Source organism: Halomonas sp. LS-001 (assembly GCF_052983955.1).
The window spans coordinates 3,543,207-3,561,012 of sequence record NZ_CM129816.1; the positions used below are offsets into that span (position 1 = coordinate 3,543,207).

Sequence of the window (17,806 nt, forward strand, 5' to 3'; positions counted from 1 at the left end):
ATGAAAAAGACGCTCTTGCAAACAATGGCGTTGTCGCTATTGGGCGGCTTGGCCTGCACAGCGCCAGCCTCGGCTGCGACCGATGAAAATGTCATGATCGTGTTCGATGGCTCAAATTCGATGTGGGGCCAGATTAATGGCGTCGCCAAGATTGAGATCGCCCGAGATGTGATGGAGAACCTGTTGGGCGACTGGACCCAGCAGCGGCACGTCGGGCTGATGGCCTACGGCCATCGCCGCCAGGGCGACTGCTCCGACATCGAAACCCTGGTGGCTCCTGGAGCAGAGACACGCGCCCAGATACTTGACCGGATTGGCGGCATCACGCCAACAGGCAAAACCCCGCTGACGGGCGCGATTGAGCAGGCCGCGACGTCGTTGTCCTACACTGACACACCTGCAACCGTCATTCTGATTTCAGATGGCCTGGAAAGCTGCAATCGCGACCCCTGTGCGCTGGCGGAAACGCTTGAGACGCGAGGGGTTGGGTTCACCGCCCACGTTGTCAGTTTTGGCCTTGGTGATACCGATGCCAGCGCCCTCTCCTGCATTGCCGAAAAAACGGGTGGCCAATATCTCTCAGCGGGTAACGCCGATGAACTGGGCGATGCACTGACCGCTGTCGGCTCGGCAGTCGTTGCGCCAGAGCCAGAGCCAGAGCCAGAGCCAGAGCCAGAGCCAGAGCCAGAGCCAGAGCCAGACTATTCAGTCACCCTGACCGCGCCAGACACAACACTCGCTGGCGCCGCCTTTGATATCTCCTGGACAAATGCCGTTTCCGCTGGCGATTACGTCACCATCGTGCCCATGGGGGCCGACGAAGGCAGCCGAGACAACCATATCCGCGTTCGCGATAGAAACGAGGATACTTTGCGCGCCCCTGGCACCGTCGGGCTTTATGAAGTGCGTTATGTGCTCAATGAAGGGGGGCGCACGCTTGCCACGCAGACCATCGAAGTCACCGAACCAGAGGTCACCCTGACCGCGCCGGATACAACACTGGCCGGGGCCGCCTTTGATATCTCCTGGACGAATGCCGTTTCCGCTGGCGATTACGTCACCATCGTGCCAATGGGGGCCGACGAAGGCAGCCGAGACAATCACATTCGCGTTCGCGACAGAAGCGAGGATACCTTGCGCGCCCCTGGCACCACCGGGCTTTACGAAGTGCGTTATGTGCTCAACGAAGGGGGGCGTACGCTTGCCACGCAGACCATCGAAGTCACCGAGCCGGAGGTCACCCTGACCGCGCCCGACACAGCACTGGCCGGCGCCGCCTTTGATATCTCCTGGACGAATGCCGTTTCCGCTGGCGATTACGTCACCATCGTGCCCATGGGGGCCGACGAAGGCAGCCGCGACAACCATATCCGCATTCGCGACAGAAGCGAGGATACCTTGCGCGCCCCTGGCACCACCGGGCTTTACGAAGTGCGTTATGTGCTCAACGAAGGGGGGCGTACGCTTGCCACGCAGACCATCGAAGTCACCGAGCCGGAGGTCACCCTGACCGCGCCAGACATAACACTGGCCGGGGCCGCCTTTGATATCTCCTGGACGAATGCCGTTTCCGCTGGTGACTACGTCACCATCGTGCCAATGGGGGCCGACGAAGGCAGCCGCGACAACCATATTCGCGTTCGCGACAGGAGCGAGGATACTTTGCGCGCCCCTGGCACCATCGGGCTTTACGAAGTGCGTTATGTGCTCAACGAAGGGGGGCGTACACTTGCCACGCAGACCATCGAAGTCACCGAGCCGGAGGTTACTCTGACCGCGCCAGACAACATTCGGGCTGGCGATTCCATCAAAATAAGCTGGACAGGGGCGGTCTCCGCTGGCGACTACGTCACTATCGTGCCCATGGGCTCCGACGAAGGCAGCCGCGACAACCATATCCGCGTTCGTGATAACAGTGAAGACGAGTTGCGCGCGCCGGACGCGTCAGGGATTTACGAAATCCGCTATGTGCTCAACGAAGGGGGGCGCACCTTAGCGCGTCAGGCAATTGAAGTGCTCGACGAGGATGCTCCTTTGCAGAATGGTGCAACGCTCCAAGCCCCTGACAGAGCCGCAGCTGGCACAGATATTGAGGTAGGCTGGAGCACATCACGCGAAAGCACCGATCAACGTATTACGCTGGCTCAAGAGGGTCAGGCCATCTTTACGTGGATCACCGCGGTCCGTGTTGAAGGTGACGCGCCAATTTCACTCACTCTGCCAGATTCGCCAGGCCGTTATGAGATACGCTTCCTCGATGTTGCTAATCAGGAAGTTCTTGCCCGCCATGTCATACAGGTTGAATGATGCGCATCGCTACCCTTGGCCCTGCTTCCAGTAACCACGCACTGGTCGCGGGCCGTTATCTACAGGCACATGCGCCGGATACCGGCGATATCGTGCTCATGCCAGACTTTGAGAAGGCTTTCGAGGCTCTGCTGGCTGGCGAAGTCGATCATGTACTGCAATGTACGGCGCACCCTCAGCATAGCGAGTGCGTGGGCCGCTACATGCATCGGCTGTTTCCGGTGGATGCATTTATTGCGGGTAGCAAGCCATTAGCGATTCTGGCTCGCGCCGAGGTTAACGCACCGCGCACGCTGGGGTTACAGCCAGCCACCCGCCACTACACTGACCTCTCCGGTTATGCTGAGCTGATGGAAAAACCCACGATTGTCAGCGTCGCTGACAGTTTGCTGGCGGGGGAATTCGAGGCGGGCATCTGTGCTCAGGAAACACTCGATGCCCATCCTGACGCGCTTCGGCTGGTAGAGGCTCTTGGGCCTGCCCTGGATATCTGGGCGGTATTTGGCCGTACCCCTCTGCCCATGACAGCGCCCAACGTTTACTGAACCCATCAGCCGCTATATTTTTCGCCAAGCACGGAGATTAGAAAGCAAAAATGGCCAGGGCGCCTGCAATGACCAGCAGGGCTCTCAGCCATGCGCGTCGCCGAGCGATGACACCAAACGAGATAGCCGTCAGGCCAATCGCAATTTTGGCAGCCTCGAATAATGCCCAGCCGGGATCATCGGCCAGGCGAATGATGTCAGGGTTGGCGACCATCGCCAGCGGAATGATATACAGGCCAATGCCCAGTGACATGGCTTTAAGGGCCACCTTCAGCCAGTTCTCACCCACCATGCCAGCCGCAATAAAAACCCCACCACAGACCGGTGGCGTAATGGTCGAGAGTAACGCAAACCAGAAGACAAACAGATGCGCTAACAATGGCTCCAGCCCCAACGCTGTCAGTGCAGGGCCTGCAACAGAAACACAGATGACATAAGCCGCCGTGGTGGGGACTTCCATGCCCAGCACCAGACACGCCAGCGCCGTCAATAACAGGGCTGGCCACAGCATCTCGCCTGATAAGGAGAGAATACCGGAGGTGATTTTAACGCCCAGGCCCGTCAGCGACAGCACCCCAATCACCAGCGAAGCGCAGATGATAATGGCACCGATCATGGCGATCTGCTTGCCTGCCGTGACCATCGCATTCGCCAGACGCAAGGCAAAGCCACTCAGCGAGAACGTCAGTGTGACATCAAAAAACAGCAGCAACATGCCAGCGAATACCGCAACACTGGCGGCATATTGGGGCGTGTAGCCGCCCAGAAAAATCCGTTCCAGCAGAATCACGAAAGGCACGGCGAAGAACAGCGACGTTATCCATATTTCCTTGCCGCTGGGCTGCTCACTGGCGTCGATGGGGCGCAGGTCATGCCGGGTCGCGTAAGCATTGATGCCAACCCAGACCGTCACAAAATACAGAATGGCTGGCAACAAGGCGGCGGCCATGATCTGGGTATAAGGCGTGCCCGTCAGCTCCACCATCACAAAGGCACCGGCCCCCATCAGTGGCGGCATGATCTGCCCGCCGGATGAGGCGACCGCTTCGACCGCCCCCGCGAGCGATTTGGGGTAACCAAGCCGAGTCATCGTTGGAATCGTAATCGCCCCGGTCGACGCCACGTTCGCGGAAGCTGATCCTGAAATCGATCCCATCAGGGCTGATGAAATCACCGAGACCTTGGCCGCCCCACCGATCAACCTTCCGGCACAAGCGCTGGCCATGTTCATGAAACCACGGCCCGCTTCACCGGCGTTCAGTACGGCACCAAAAATCACGAAGATGGCGACCACACCGACGCTTACGCCGGTCAGTTTGCCCCATAACCCACCTTCCGCGATGGTCAGCGTTCCCACGAAACTCTGCATGGGCAACCCTGGGTGGCCAAACTGGCCCGGAATATATTCGCCAAAAACCGCGTACGCCAGGGCGATCAGCGCCACCAAAGGTAATGGCCACCCAATGGCTCGACGCGCGGCCTCAAGTGCAAGAAAAATAAGGAAAACACCCATCACCATCTGCAGGTTGCCGTAGATGAAGCCGTACTGATTGGCCAGCATTGAGGCATTCAAGGCGATATAGCCACAGGCGGCGACGCCCAACAGGGTGAGTATCCAGCCACTCAGGCGCTCGAAAGGCGTGCGCGCCGCAAAAATCAGAATCCATGGCAGCGCCAGCGCCATATGGATAGGACGACTGATCAGCGCCGGTGTTAGCCCATAGAAAATCAGCCCGATATGGAAAATGACACTGACGGTACCCAGCACCACCCAGACAGGATGCAAGCGAGAATCAGATGACAGCATGGGGAAGTCGCAACATTGAGAGAGATAAAGGGAAAATGCCTGAGAGCACCTTATCGCATGCCCCAGAGAACGTGTCTGGATGACGAAACAGGTAGGCTGTCATTAAGAGGTCATCCCGGCCAGTCGGCAACCCACTGGCCGGGGAACGCACCTGGTAGCTTTAGCGCAGACGATCAGGGATTTCGATACCTGCTTCGTCATAATAGCGGACGGCGCCGGGGTGCAGCTTACCGGTGATATTGGCAATCATGTCGTGGGTGATGCCGCCCCACCAGGGCGTTTCTTCCGCCATGGCATCGCGACGCTCCCAGAACGTACGGGTCAGCGTATACGCCGTTTCATCGTCCATATCGGTGGTCGTATATGCAATCACGGGAAGCGAGGTTGTCTGGACATCCTGCTCGATGCCCGAGTAGCTTCCGGCCGGAATGGTCTGGCGAGCGGCGCCGGTCTTCTCGATCTGCTCATCCGTCAGGCTGACCAGACTGATCGGCATGCTGGCCGCAATTTCAATGACATTAGGTGTCGGGAAGGAGCTGGCCGTCACAAAGGCGTCGATCTGGCCATTTTTGAGTGCATCCGGGCCACTGCCGATTTCCGCATTGGCCACGCGCACCTTGTCAGACATCTCAAAGAGCTTAAGGTAGCGCTCAGCCTCGCGGGCACCAAAGGTACCTCGACCAATCAGGATATGGGTGTCTTCCAGCGCGTCCAGCCCCACAACCCCTTCATCACTGGCCAATACAAAGTGCATGGTGATCGCCGGAATGGGGAACAGGCCACGAATCTCTTCAAAACGTGGATTGGGGCGCTCAGCAAAGGGGCCCTCGCCCGCCGCCGCACTGGTGACCAGCGCGGGAGGTGTGGTGAAAACATAGTTACCCTGGCGTGCCACCACTTCCATTACGTTCTGAACAGAACCCTGGCTTTCTTCAAGTGTCAGCACCACCTCACCATCAGTGCCTGCCTTGATCGCCTCAGAAAGCTCAACGCCCATCTGATAATATGCGGTACCCGCAGAAGCGGATTTATAGGTGACGCGGGTTTCCGCCTGCGCTGAAAGCGCGGCAGCGCCCATCAGAACAGCGGTTGCCGATACCAGTAGGGCACGAGTAAATCGCCGGTGGGTCAGTAACATTGATAGCTCCTTGGCATGCGTCCAGTCATACAAAGCGGACGATAAATTGTCGTTTTTATGGGTATGTCTGCCAATCAGAAAAGAGACGAACCACCTAGTGGCTCTCAGCTTTTCGGCAGTGGCGGGTGCTTCGCCTACAGACGATAACAGCGAAGTCGCTTATCGGTGAAATGTTACATTCACCGGCCACGATAAAAACCGGTTTTCATTCGGCTCTTAACTATAGAAGTTCGCTTAGCCCGCTGCAACTGAACTGCTTCCGCCTGGATAGCCACTAAGGCAGCCTGATTCCGTTTTAGGTCGAGCAGCCTCTGCGCCGTACAATGTTAACTAGCGACGGCGCTTTAACTAACATCATGTGAGTTGCAAAATGATACCGACAGCACGGATGCTAACACTGGTTGCCACCCTGGCCCTTGGCCTTATCGGCGGCGGGCTGGCCTACTGGCTAGCACTTCCCCTCCCCTGGCTGCTGGGTGCCATGATCGCGACCACGGTTGTCTCTCTGGCAGGCGTTTCATTAAAAGCGCCAAACAAGGGACGCAAAGGGGTACTGGTGGTGATCGGGGTCATGCTTGGCTCGGCCTTCACGCCAGAGATGACCGGCGACCTCACGCTCTGGGGCGCCAGTCTGGCCATCATGCTGATAGCCACGGCGGTGATGATGACCTTCTCGGTGTGGTTCTCGCACCGTATCGCCGGTCATTCCTGGGAAACGGCCCTGTATTCCGGCGTGCCTGGCGGGGTGTCTACCGTCACGGGAATGGCGCTTTCTTCAGGTGCCGATATACGGATCATTGGCATTACCCACGCCGTGCGCATCCTGGTGTTGCTTATCGCCATTCCTCCTGTATTGCAGTTTATCGGCCATGTGGATGTGGGCAGCGCCACGCCAGCCTTATCACAGTGGCTATGGCTACCGGCTCCCGCCGATATTCTCTGGCTGACGGCGGCGGGTATCGGTGGCATGTGGCTGGGCAAGTACCTTCGGCTACCCAGCCCGCTGCTGTTTGGCCCGGCTCTGGTGTCGGCGGCCCTGCACTTCTCAGGCCTTACGCATGCCGCCGTACCCCCTGTGATCATTGCATTCGCGCAGGTGATGATCGGCATTTCCGTCGGGGTACGCTTTACTGGCGCGCGGCTTGGCGAGGTGGGCACTGCCCTGCTGATGGCGATTATTCAGGCACTGGTGTTACTGGCGCTCGCCATTCTCGCTGCCTGGGTCGGGCATCTGCTAACCGGGTATTCTGCGGCCGCCGCCCTGCTCGCCTACATGCCAGGCGGCGCACCGGAACTGAGCCTGGTCGCACTCAGCCTGGGCATCGACCCCGCCTTTGTCACCACCCATCACCTCCTGCGAATCACGCTACTGGTGTTACTCCTTCCTCTGCTGCTGAAACGAATGGTGGCAAACAGCAAAGGGTGATCAGAGACCCCCTTTGAGACATTCGACGTGCGACTCCTGGGTCTGTCTAGTAAGCTTGATTTTTTTGGCAGTTGTGAGGGCTCACCATGACGCACGCGACCATCCTGCAGCAAGGTACCATCCACTGTTTTCCCGCCGGGCTGCGCGATGAGCAGGGCAAGCTGGTTAATGCCGAGGTATCCGCCGTACTCTTTGACGGCAAACGGCTGATTCTGGCCAGCGACAAGCCGGTTCCCGGCGAGGAACGTTCGGCAGTCTTTGCCATCCCTATGACCGAACAAGGGCCTGACGACAGCCAGCTGGAATACTTCACAACGCCGCTGATCAAGCAGGCCGTCAAGTACGAGGATATATCCCTCACCGCAGATGCCCGCCACGTGCTGGCCACGACCGGCTTTGACCGTATCGACGATGAAACCCATGCGCTCAACGATTACAACCACTTGCTGATCTGGCCGCTGGGCGAACCGGAAAAGGTACAGGTAGTGGACCCCGACCCGCGGGATGGCGTTGAAGGCTCCCTGGAGCTTCGCACCAAACTTGATCAGGCGATTGGCTTTCCCTACTACAAAATCGAAGGGCTCGCGGCGATCCCCGGCGAGCGCGGCGATGGTCTCTTGCTATTCGGTATCCGTGAACAGGGGCAGGCGCATGATGACTTTGCCTATGTGAGCCGTATCGTCGGTGCGCACTATGAAGTCAGCGCAAGTGGTAATCTGGTGTTCATTGATAAAATGCGTGAGCACTATGCCTTCGACCCGGGCAGCCACCCGGCGGTACGTTACGATTGCGGCCTGTCGAGCCTGGAATATGACCCCTACCATGCGCGCCTTTACCTGCTGAACAGCTTCGAAGTTAAAGAAGGTGGTGAACAACGTATCGGCGGGTACCTGTGGGAGGTCAGCCTGAGTGATTTCCGGGCGGGCCAGCGCCCAACGCTGGTGACCACGCCAACCGGGCAGCCGCTTGAGTTTGAGCATAAAGCCGAAGGTCTTGCCGTGCTGGATCATGACCGCCTGTTTGTTGCCTATGACAACGACCGGCACTTTGGCCTCGGCAGCGTTGACGAACGTGACGAACGGCATGCCTGTGAGGCGCCCTACACGCTGCTGAAAATTTCCTGACGCATCGACTGACAAGTAATAAACTCTGTCTTACCCGACATCATCAGGGAGCTATTGCCATGAGCCAGCGCGACGACTTTATTGAAGACATGAAAGCCAGGCTTGACGAGTGGAATGCCGAGATCGACAAGCTGACTGCCAAGGCCCATCAGGCGAGCGATGACGCTAGGGAAAAATATAAGGAAGATATTGAGCGACTCAAGCAACGCCAGGCCGAAACCGAACAGCGGCTGGAGGAGCTGCAGAATGCCAGCTCAGCGGCTTGGGACTCGGTTCGCGAAGGAATGGAAGACTCCTGGGAGCTGATGCAAAAAGCCTTCCGGGATGCGTCCTCGCGTTTCAAATAAGCGCGCCCAGGAAGACGGGCGTCGGTTATTTACGTGTATTGCCGGACGCGGGCTGGTCAAAATGGCCATCCTTCAGGCGCGATTCACTGCCTTCACGAAGGCGCTCGATGGAAGCGCTGCCCTTTTGGGACAACGCCGCCATGCGGTCAATCTGCTCATCCAGCCGGGGCAGCGCTTCCTGACGGTAGGTCGATAGGTCATCAATGGCCCCCATCACCTCACCAAAAGCGTCTTCCAGCACCTGCATGTCGAGCATCGCTGAGGACGCCCGTTTCTGGATATCCACTCCCTGCTGACGCAGCGCCTTGGCGGTGCCGCCAATCATCTGTGAGGTTGTGGTATTAAGGGCTTCAATGCGGTCCAGCACCAGACGCTGATTGGCCATGCCCATGGCCACGGTGACGGCAACCGTCAGCGCCGAAACGGTAACGTTAATCGCCCTGTCCACGCCGCGCATCAGTTCCCGGTTGTTGCGAATGATCACTTCCAGCGCCAGCACGCCCTGCTGGCTCACCGCCAGTTGCTGCTGGAGGTCAACGATGCGCTGACGGAGGGGGAAGAGCATTTCTTCTTCCAGAAAGTGACGCCGTGGATCCTCGGCATCACGCGCGGCGATGTCGTCTTGCAGGCGACGATCAATCAGGCGGCCCAGGGTAATCTGGCGGTTCAGTTGCGCCAGAATGTCTCTCAGGGCTTGCTGGTCGTCATTCAGGGTGAGGTTGTCACGGTGTAACATGTCGCGACCGCCTTCCAGCTCGTCGATAATCGCATCCAGCGCCTGTTGAGCATTCTCGAATTTACGAAAATAGCGCTGCAGTCGGCTATCCAGACCGGGAATAATCGCCATCACGCGATCCAGAACACTTGGTGCCAGACGATGGCGGGAAGGGTCGAGGCCTTCCATGCGCCCGCGCAGGTCAGTCAGCGCCTTGGCGACCGGTCCGCCTTCATCACCTTGATGCGCCAGCTGGCGCAGTGGCGTCTGTAGCATGGCACTGCGATGGGCAGCCTGCTGCTGCAGTTCAAGCCCCATTTCATCGACCGCGCGGCGTTGGCTAACCACCGACGCCTCGTCACCCTCGGCCAGAATCTCCGTGACAAAACGGTCGGCCATGGCCTCAAGCTCAGGATCGGCACCGGGATCATCGGAGGAGATCGCGTCGGCGATCTCCTCGACCGGCGGCAGGGAAAGACGACTTTTGTCATCGGATGGCTGAGTCATGGGCTTCTCCACTGTTCTTTTTAAAACCGGTCTTGAAAATCGTTTTTGCAAACCGTCCCAGGCACTGTTCTGACAGCACATAAGCTCCGGCCAACGGATCAATCCTTACGCGCATAGCGGTCAGCGCCCTCGACAAAACGGCGCAGGTCTTCCAGTGCCTTCTCCGTAGTAACCGAAGCCTGAGGGCGAGCGGTCTCAATCCGCGCCATGGAAACAGCCGTGTCGTCGAGCACGGTCAGGGCCGATTCAACCTGAGCGGAAAGCTCTTTCAAGCGCTTTTCGGTCTCTCCGAGCAGATCCAGACGCCGCATCAGGGCCGCCCGCTCTTCATCGCCCAGGCGCTGACTTTCCCGAGCAAGGCGGTCACGCACGTAATTGCCATCCACACTGACCACGCCGCGCGCCTGGGAGGCCATGGTGGTCAGCGTATCCACCGACCCGAGGCACACCTGCGTAACCAGGCCTTGCGAGCGCTCATAGGCCAACTCGCCACGCTGGAATCGGCCACTCAGCACCTCCATCACGTGGCGATAGCGGCTATAGAGGCGGTCGGGAAGGATGGCCAGATCCGGGCGGTTCACGTCCAGCAGGCGCTGTTTGGCTCGGCACATAGCCAGCACCAGGTCGTCGGCACCTTCGGGAGGCGCTGCCGGGTCAAGCACCAGAATGCCCGCCTCATGCGCCTTGCGCTCCTGCTCGGCACGCCGCTGGTGCGCTTTAGCGTCGATCTCCGCCTTTTGACGGCGCGCACGACGGCGGGCCAGCCAACCTCTCAGAGTTCGCTCAACCGGCAGTGCCACCGGGATAGCAACAATCCCCGCCAGCCAACCCACCAGACTGGGGCTGAAACCGCCCCACAACGAGGTCAACCACAGCAGCATGCTGATGAAAGGGACAATCAGGCAATAGCGCAGAATCACCTGAAGCCGGTTAGGCGCGACCAGCGGCAGCGCCAGGCGAGGGTTGAAGAGCCCTATCAACAGCCAGGGCAAGCAGGTCATAAAAAGACCATAGGAAAAGCCCTGCAGGAATCCTAACATTGCTTCAGCCACCTTCATTCGCGGAACGTAAATAACACGATGCAAATATTCAGGATAGTACCACTAAAAGCAGGCTAACCAAGAGGCACGCTGGATCACTCACCCTTTGATGTTGCTCGGCGCCGATCCATCGTGCTGAACTGTCATCTTATTATTCTGTGATGCAGGCGGGAGGGACTGACCTTTGCGAGGAATTTCCTCGGCCCCAGCGCCAGGTTCCCGGAATGCCTGGATTGCCTCGTTCAGCATGACCGTTTGCGCGTCAAGTTCGCTCGCAGCGTGAGCACTTGCCTGCACCCGAGCGGCATTTTGCTGGGTGACCTGATCCATCTGCGTGACCGCATCATTGACCTGACTAATGCCGTCGCTCTGCTCCTCGGACGCTGATGTGATCTCACCCATCAGGTCGTTGACCCGAATGGCCGCGTCAACGGTTTCCGTCAGCGTGGCCTGCGCCTTGCGGACAAGCTCAGCGCCGTCATTAATCTGGTGGGTGGATTGGTTAATGAGTCCGCGGATCTCCTTCGCTGCATCGGCACTGCGCGTGGCAAGGTTGCGGACTTCCTGAGCCACCACGGCAAACCCGCGACCATGTTCGCCGGCCCGTGCCGCTTCTACCGAGGCGTTGAGCGCGAGGATATTGGTCTGAAAGGCGATGGAGTCAATCAGCCCGACGATCTCGGCTATTTTCCGAGAACCCTCGGTGATCTCATCCATGGTGTTGACTACGCGATGCATCATCTCGCCTGAATCACGGCTGCGATCGGCATTCTGCGAGGCGAGCTGGGTCACCTGGCGAGCATTGTCGGTATTGTGCTTCACTGTCGTCGTGATTTCCTCCATGCTCGCCGCCGTCTGTTGGAGAGAAGCGGCCTGCTGCTCAGTACGGCTGGAGAGATCGTCATTACCTGCGGCGATGTCCTTGACCGATGGTGTGACCTGGTCAACGCCGTCACGCACATCCCCGACAATGCTTCCAAGGCTTTTGCGCATGATATCGAGCGCGGCCTGAACACGTCCGATCTCATCGCTGCGTAACACGACAGGCGGTGTCGCACCGAGGTTGCCCGAGGCGATCTGCAGGGTAAAGCGTCTGGCTTCATCAAGCGGGCGGGTCAGCGCCCGCGCGGTAGTCACGCCAAGGAGAACCAGCACGATTAGCCCAATGGCAAGCGCCCCGATCTCGACAGGAATCAGCAGAGCCTTGTCGATGCCACCCATCTCCCCAGCGATACTGATCCCTCCGCTGAGAGCCGCCATCAGCGTGGCGACAACAATAAATACTGTGATTCTCGCCTTGATGCTGCGCAGGTTCAGCTTGCCCAGCCAACCGAACAGCCCGGAACGACAAATGGTTCCCTGATCAAGACAATAGCCTCGACGTCCTTCCCGGATCATGGCATAGACCCTCTCAGCGGTCCTGATCTGCTCAGGCGAGGGTTTGATACGCATGGAGGCATAGCCACAGACCTGACCGTTCTCGATAATGGGCGTCGCGTTCGACTCCACCCAGTAGTGATCGCCATTTTTGCGGCGATTTTTAATCACTCCACGCCAGATATCTCCCTTCTGAATCGTGTCCCAAAAATCCTTGTAAGCGTCTTGTGGCATATCCGGATGACGGACAATGTTGTGGTGTGAACCCATCAGTTCTTCTCGTTTAAAGCCACTGACAGCGACAAAAGCGGGGTTCACATAGGTAATTTGACCCTTAAGGTTTGTACGTGAGATGAGGATCTGGTCATCACCAAGCACATACTCTTTCTGTGTCACGGGTTGGTTATTTCGCACGATTTTTATCTCTGTTATATGAACGACTTCGACCAATGACTCCAGCCATTTAAAAAAAGCTCAGCCACAACATTACTACCCGTGCATAAGCTTTCGTGAAACATCTATCCCGATCAAGACATCTGATGTGGCATTGCCACGGACCAGTACGCGTTGAGTGCTTTTCTTTGATTACGCGCTGCGCTCCAAATCAGCCAGGAAACGATACAGATGCTCCTCGTCGGCAAGATCACCGTAGAGCACGGAGACCTCGCCGGTTTCACTCGCCTTCACCAGAGAAGGCGTCGCAAACACAGAGTAAGTGATGCCCTTCCCGGGCTGTTCCAGCAGGTCAATCTCATAAGGCTGGATGTCGCTGCGCCCAATATGTTTAAGCATCTGGGCAAGGTTGGCGCGTGCTCGTTGCGAGCGCGGGGCGGTGCCAGTCACAAAAAGCGTCAACAGCGGCATTGACGATTCTCCCGCTTGATGAGGGAAGCTCATTGTGGGTCTCCTTTATCGTTGTGAGCATCGTCATCGCCATGCAGGGTCGAGTTTTCACGCAAGGGGGCGCGTTGCTGTCTGATCTGTTCGCGGTAAACACCTTCCTGGTAATCTGTTTCCGTTGACTCAACGATCTCCTGCTCTAGTTCATTGGTGAGGCGCTGGCGTTCCTGATCGACCTGCTCAAGTCGCCGCTCTATCTCCGTTCGACGCTGCTGACGTTCCCGTTCCCGGCGGTGTTCTTCCTCCTGTTCTTCAATCTTCCTGGCCTCTCGTGCGGTGCCCATGAGCACTTCAGTCCCATGCTCGTACACATCGGCGAGGGTGATGCCCGACGCCGACAGCACCAGCTCACGCTGCTGATTGGAGTGAGCCGTGCCGCGCGACTTGACGATCGAAAGCGAGCGATTTCGTTCACCAGCCCGTACGTTGTAGTCGAGCACGATCCAGCTGTCAGCGAGGGTCGAGACCTGGCCCTGCGTCGCCTCACCCTCCGGGTCTTCCACACCACTTAGCGAAGTGAGTACGGTGGTAATACCGCGGCGGCGTGCCAGGTCAATCAGGCGCTCGGTCGTCATATTTGCCCCTTCGACGGCCCCAGCCTTTAGCAGCGCGGAAATCGGATCAATAACCAGACAGTCAGGCGAAAAGGCATCTAGCGCACGGCGCAACGCCAGAAAGTGCTCGGTCACCTGAGAGGCAAAAGCAGACAAGCTGAGGAAACGAATAAGCCCGGCTTCGATAGGCGCGCGCAGATCAATTCCAACCGAAATCAGGTTGCGCACATACGCCCCCTCAAGCTCATCGAAGCTGACGTATAATGTGCGTTCACCGCGCTGCGCGGCGGCCAGTGCGAAGCTACCCGCCAGGGTACTCTTGGCGGTGCCCGGTCGGCCAGAAACCAGCAGACTCGACCCTCGATAGATGCCACCACCAAGCAGGCTGTCCAGCTGCTCGATGCCGGTACTGAGGCGTTCATTACTGGCTGACACCTCAACAGGGGGTAACGCCTCATGATAGGGCAGTTGGATGCCCTCGGCGTCGATGACCATGGGCAGTTCACTCGTTACATGCCCTGAGCCCCGAAACTTGGCGATGCGCACGGCGCGATTCAGCTGCTGGTTAACAATCCGTGCCGACAGCACAAGCGTCGCCGAGAGCAGAAACTCAATACCTTCAAGGCGGGCCGGCGCCATGCTGTCGCCGGTCGCCTTGCCGGTCAACAGCAAGGTCCAGCCACGGTTCTCGCAGTGCTCGTTGATTCGGCGAATCTGGTCGACCGCGACCCTCGGGTTCGGCTGGTACTGCAGCAGCTGGTCAATACCATCGAAAACAACCCAGGTCGCACCGGTCTGTTCGATGGCCGCTGCCACAACACTCAGCAGGCCCTCGATATCGAACTCCCCGGCCACTTCAACCCCAAAACGCGGGCGGGCATCAATCAGTTGCCAGCGCTTCGACTCAAGCAGAGATTTCCCCCAGCCAAACGAAAGCGCGTCACGCGCTACCTGTTTCGGTGACTCTTCGAATGTCACGAACACGCCGCCCCCGCCATGCTCAATGGCACGCGCCAGCACCTGCAGGCTTAGCACGGTTTTACCCGCTGCGGCCTGGCCGAGAATCAGCGTCGCCTGACCTGCCGGCAGCCCACCCTGGGTGGCATGATCCAACCCTGCGATGCCAGTTTCATGCTTTTGCAGCGGTGTATCAGTCTCGTTCATAGTGTGTTCCTTTTTTACCTACCGCTTTATCTATAGCGTCGGCATTGAGCGGGAGACGGCTACGCTGTTCCAGCAACCAGCGAAAATCTTCTGCTTCCAGTGGCATGCTGTAGAAGTACCCCTGCCCGAAACAGCAGCCCATCGCGACTAATTCGTTACTGACTGCGGCCGACTCGATGCCTTCCGCGATGACATCCGCGTTCAGCAGCTGCGCAAGCGTGATGACCGTTTCGACAAGCTGGTGACTGAAGGCGTCATCGAGAAGACGAGATACAAAGCCTTGATCGATCTTGATCTCATCAATGGGATACTGCTGAAGGTAGAGTAGCGATGAATAGCCCGTACCAAAGTCGTCCAACGAGAGCCGAACGCCCATATCACGCAGGGCAGACATCTGCATGAGTAGCGCGTCGGACGCGTCGCTGAAAACACTTTCGGTGATCTCCAGCGACAGCTCCCCCGGCGACACGCCAGAATGCTTGAGGACGGTCTGGACGCGACTGGCGAAATCCCCCATCTGAAACTGTATCACTGACACATTGACCGCTACACATACCGGTGCGAGACCGTTATCACGCCATTCGCGCAAATGCTGACAGGCACGACGCAGTACCCAGTCACCGATTGGCGCGATCAACTGGCTCTGCTCGGCGACAGGGATAAACATCCCCGGTGGGATCATTCCCCGCTCGGGGTGGTTCCAGCGGATTAACGCCTCGCAGGCAACAAGTCTTCCGGTGCTGAGTTCGACCTTGGGCTGAAAATGCAGCTCGAACTGATCTTCTTCCAGCGCCTGACGTAGCTCACGGGTCAGCTGAATACGTAACTGAGTCGCTTCCTTAAGGTGATAGTCGTAAGCCACCCAGGGCACCGTCAATGTCTTGCGATGATGGGATAGCGCAAGCTCCGCCTCCCGCAGGAGATCCTGAGCCGTGCGTTGAGGAGCATCAAGACGTGTGTAGCCCAAGTGAACCGAAAGCTCAATGGAGACTCCCTTCAGTTTAAACGGCACCGTCAGTGAATCGATCAGCTGATCGAGATTAACGTCTAACGTGTTATTCGAGGCAGGCGTTAAGAAAAGCGTAAATTCATCACCACCGATGCGACCGGCAATTCCCTGCTTGTTAACGTATTTTAATAGCCTATTGCTGAACTCAATCAGCAGCTTATCTCCCACGTCGTAGCCGTAAGCGTCGTTGATATCTCGTTGGCCAGCAATGTTAACCATTATCACCATGCTTGACGATTGCCAGATTTCTTTATCCAGGTGGCGTTGCAGTTCCTGAATGAACCCAACACGGGAATAGAGCTTAGTTAATGGGTCCTCAAAGGCCATACGGCTAAGTTCCCGCTCCGCTTGTTTGATAGCGGTAATATCCTGCTTGATCGCAACATAGTGGGCTATTTTTCCAAGATCATCGGTCAGCGGTGAAATGATTTCATGCTCCCAGTACGGGGAGCCGTCTTGGCGATGGTTTTGTATTTCGCCTGACCAGACGCGTCCAGCAGTAATGGTCTGCCAGAGATCGCGGTAGGTTGAGTCCTGTGTATGGCCACTCTGAATAAGTGAATGCTTATTACCCAGTAGCGTTTCGCGCGAGCGCCCTGACAATTGCTCGAAGGCAGGGTTCACGTACTCGATGTGACCTTCAGTATCCGTCACCGAGATGGGGACCGGGCTTTGCTCGGTAATATGCGCTAACTTGCGTAGTTCCTGTTCCCGTTCACGGCGCTGTGTCACATCTTGCAAGGAGCCCCGTACGCCGATGATGCGTTGATTGCCATCACGTATGGGTTCTCCTAATGTGCGCACCCAAACGCGACACCCATTGGCCGCCACAACCTGCAGCTCCTCGTCGTAGGGAATACCCTGTTCGGCACAGAGGGTGAAGCGCTCACGGATTCGCTCGCGATGCTCAGGGATATAGAAGGCAATGGCTTGACTAAAAGAAGGTGAATAATCATGCGGCATGCCATGGATATCGGCGATGACATTGGACCATTCGATGCAACCGGTTTCCAGATCGACAAGCCAGCCGCCAAACCGGGCCGTTTTCTCGGCCATTTTCAGTAAGTGGGTTTGGCGCGTAAGCTCATCGTGGGTGACATTGATATCGGTAATGCGGTTCTGCAAGGATATGTAATGAGTGACCTTACCCCGCTCGTCGCGAATTGGACGGATGCTCCAGCGCACGCGATAGGGGCTGCCGTCCTTACGATAATTGACCGTTTGTCCATCGAAAAAACCATTGCCCTGAGTAAGGGCGGTACGCAGCCGATCCAGCACGGCTGGGTCGGTTTCCGGCCCCTGGAGTATCTTGGGTGTCTGGCCAAGTAGCTCCGCTTCTGTATAACCGGTTTGTTCACAGAACGCCGAGTTGACGTAGACGATTTCCGGGCCAGGCGCGTTCATCTCAGCTGTCGTGATAAGCACGGCACCGTACTGATCAATCGCCTGGTGGAATATCTTATCGTTAAGTACCGGCATAACCCCTTCTTACTCAGTAACAACGGTTCGCGATGGTTTAGAAAGCCTAATGCTCATGTATATGAGTTTCTCACACCGTCATCAGCTGAGCACAGGATTTATTAAAAAAAGTAAAACTGATTAAATGTTATCTGCGTCTGTATTTCCTGAAACTATGACTACTTAACTACTTAACTACTTAACTACTTAACTACTTAACTACGAAAGGAAATAATACAGCGTACCCTGCCCTTTGTTCGTCCCGACGCCTCCATGATCTAAAAATAAGAACACCTGCTGGCTTTCATTAGCTCAGGGGGCTTCACAATACTCAATAGCGTACATCGCAGGCATACCAACAATCACAATCAGACTCGAAAGGACAAAC

General features: G+C 57.4%; 13 protein-coding genes. 5 read left to right on the forward strand and 8 right to left on the reverse strand.

The genetic code is table 11. The annotated features are described in order from the left end of the window. Together ACU6TU_RS15740 and ACU6TU_RS15745 are read left to right on the forward strand one after the other, a co-directional pair. Entirely contained in the window at positions 1 to 2,307 is a 2,307-nt protein-coding gene (locus tag ACU6TU_RS15740) for a VWA domain-containing protein (protein ID WP_447142312.1), read from the forward strand. Next, on the forward strand, positions 2,307 to 2,852 hold the full coding sequence (locus ACU6TU_RS15745; RefSeq protein WP_447142313.1) for a hypothetical protein: 546 nt from the start codon (positions 2,307 to 2,309) through the stop codon (positions 2,850 to 2,852). Before ACU6TU_RS15740 ends, ACU6TU_RS15745 begins: the two co-directional genes overlap by 1 nt. 37 nt (positions 2,853 to 2,889) lie before the next feature. Here the strand turns inward: ACU6TU_RS15745 and ACU6TU_RS15750 are convergent, their stop codons facing one another. After that, the gene (locus ACU6TU_RS15750) at positions 2,890 to 4,659 is read right to left on the reverse strand and encodes a TRAP transporter permease (protein WP_447142314.1); all 1,770 of its coding nucleotides are present in this window, start codon (positions 4,657 to 4,659) and stop codon (positions 2,890 to 2,892) included. Positions 4,660 to 4,819: 160 nt separating this feature from the next. Further along, the gene (locus ACU6TU_RS15755; RefSeq protein WP_447142315.1) at positions 4,820 to 5,797 is read right to left on the reverse strand and encodes a TAXI family TRAP transporter solute-binding subunit; all 978 of its coding nucleotides are present in this window, start codon (positions 5,795 to 5,797) and stop codon (positions 4,820 to 4,822) included. Between the two features lie 370 nt (positions 5,798 to 6,167). Between ACU6TU_RS15755 and ACU6TU_RS15760 the strand changes: the two genes are divergently transcribed. The 3 genes from ACU6TU_RS15760 (at position 6,168) to ACU6TU_RS15770 (ending at position 8,694) form a co-directional block, all read left to right on the forward strand. Beyond that, positions 6,168 to 7,223, forward strand: coding sequence for an AbrB family transcriptional regulator (locus ACU6TU_RS15760; protein ID WP_447142316.1), 1,056 nt, complete (start codon positions 6,168 to 6,170; stop codon positions 7,221 to 7,223). A gap of 86 nt (positions 7,224 to 7,309) precedes the next feature. Then, positions 7,310 to 8,347: a hypothetical protein gene (locus ACU6TU_RS15765; protein WP_447142317.1), complete on the forward strand. Its 1,038-nt coding sequence runs from the start codon at positions 7,310 to 7,312 to the stop codon at positions 8,345 to 8,347. Positions 8,348 to 8,406: 59 nt separating this feature from the next. Further along, positions 8,407 to 8,694 carry a hypothetical protein gene (locus ACU6TU_RS15770; RefSeq protein WP_447142318.1) on the forward strand — a complete coding sequence of 96 codons (288 nt, stop codon included), beginning with the start codon at positions 8,407 to 8,409 and terminating at the stop codon, positions 8,692 to 8,694. A 25-nt stretch (positions 8,695 to 8,719) separates the two neighbouring features. On the opposite strand, the gene ACU6TU_RS15775 is transcribed toward ACU6TU_RS15770, so the two are convergent. The 6 genes from ACU6TU_RS15775 to ACU6TU_RS15800 form a co-directional block, all read right to left on the reverse strand. Beyond that, entirely contained in the window at positions 8,720 to 9,916 is a 1,197-nt protein-coding gene (locus tag ACU6TU_RS15775) for a toxic anion resistance protein (protein WP_447142319.1), read from the reverse strand. A gap of 98 nt (positions 9,917 to 10,014) precedes the next feature. Then, positions 10,015 to 10,956, reverse strand: a complete 942-nt coding sequence (locus tag ACU6TU_RS15780) for a cobyrinic acid a,c-diamide synthase (RefSeq protein WP_447142320.1) — start codon at positions 10,954 to 10,956, stop codon at positions 10,015 to 10,017. A gap of 99 nt (positions 10,957 to 11,055) precedes the next feature. Then, positions 11,056 to 12,783, reverse strand: a complete 1,728-nt coding sequence (locus ACU6TU_RS15785; RefSeq protein ID WP_447142321.1) for a methyl-accepting chemotaxis protein — start codon at positions 12,781 to 12,783, stop codon at positions 11,056 to 11,058. A gap of 135 nt (positions 12,784 to 12,918) precedes the next feature. Beyond that, complete coding sequence (locus ACU6TU_RS15790) at positions 12,919 to 13,230, reverse strand: circadian clock KaiB family protein (protein WP_447142322.1); 312 nt, start codon at positions 13,228 to 13,230, stop codon at positions 12,919 to 12,921. Further along, positions 13,227 to 14,951 (reverse strand): circadian clock protein KaiC, encoded by a 1,725-nt coding sequence (gene kaiC / locus ACU6TU_RS15795; protein WP_447142323.1) that lies wholly within the window; start codon positions 14,949 to 14,951, stop codon positions 13,227 to 13,229. Before kaiC ends, ACU6TU_RS15790 begins: the two co-directional genes overlap by 4 nt. Continuing rightward, a complete protein-coding gene (locus ACU6TU_RS15800; protein ID WP_447142324.1) occupies positions 14,938 to 17,439 on the reverse strand; it encodes a sensor domain-containing protein in 2,502 nt (833 codons plus the stop codon). Before ACU6TU_RS15800 ends, kaiC begins: the two co-directional genes overlap by 14 nt. Positions 17,440 to 17,806: the final 367 nt, after the last annotated feature.